Source organism: Rhodococcus sp. P4_C10, from assembly GCF_056402135.1.
The window spans coordinates 1-1011 of the sequence record NZ_JBFUHZ010000097.1 but is presented as its reverse complement, the minus strand read 5'-3'; the positions used below and the strand labels follow the sequence as shown (position 1 = coordinate 1011).

Genomic DNA, 1011 nt, shown 5'->3' with positions numbered 1-1011 from the left:
TCAGATCCGCTCGATGATGGTGCCGGTGGCCAGCGCGCCGCCCGCGCACATGGTGATCAGCGCGGTCGACTTGTCCGTCCGCTCGAGCTCGTGCAGCGCGGTGGTGATCAGCCGGGATCCGGTGCTGCCCACGGGGTGTCCGAGGGCCAGGGCGCCGCCGTTGACGTTGACCTTGTCCATGTCCGGGCCGTGCACCCGAGCCCAGGACAGTGCGACGGACGCGAAGGCCTCGTTGACCTCGAACAGGTCGAGGTCGCCGATCTTCATGCCGGCCTTCTCGAGCACCTTGGCGGTCGCCTGGACGGGGCCGTCGAGGTGGAACTCGGGCTCGGCGCCGACGAGCACCTGCGAGACGATCCGGGCGCGCGGCTYGAGGCCGAGGGCGAGGGCGCGGTCGGAGTCCATCAGCAGCACCGCGGCGGCGCCGTCGGAGATCTGCGAGGCGGTGCCGGCGGTGTGGATGCCGCCCTCGATGACCGGCTTGAGCTTGGCCAGCGACTCGAGCGTGGTGTCGCGCATGCCCTGGTCCCGCGAGACCAGCGTGGTCTCCGAGGTCGGGAGCTTGTCCTCGCCGATGACGGGGGCGGTCACGGGCAGCACCTCGCGGTCGAAGCGGCCCTCGGCCCAGGCCTGCTTGGCCAGCGCCTGCGAGCGGACGCCGAGCTCCTCGATGTCCGCACGGGTGATGCCGCGACGCTTCGCGATCCGCTCGGCGGCCTCGAACTGGTTGGGCATGTCGATGTCCCACGACGCGGGCCGACGCGGGCCGGCCTCGGTGCCGACGTTGGCGCCGAGCGGGACCTGGCTCATCTGCTCGACGCCGCAGGCGACGCCGATGTCGATGGCGCCGGTGGCGATCAGYCCGGCGATCAGGTGGTTGGCCTGCTGCGCGCTGCCGCACTGGCAGTCGATGGTGGTGGCGCCGGTCTGCCACGGCAGGCCCGCAGCCAGCCAGGCCACCCGAGTGACGTTGTTGGACTGTGCGCCCGCCTGGGTGACGCAGCCGCCGAT

General features: G+C 72.1%; 1 protein-coding gene. It reads right to left on the bottom strand.

Annotated features, from left to right (window positions below):
- Positions 1-1011: steroid 3-ketoacyl-CoA thiolase (locus AC1DWC_RS26675; protein ID WP_477912902.1), on the bottom strand; the 1011-nt coding region annotated here is incomplete at its 5' end.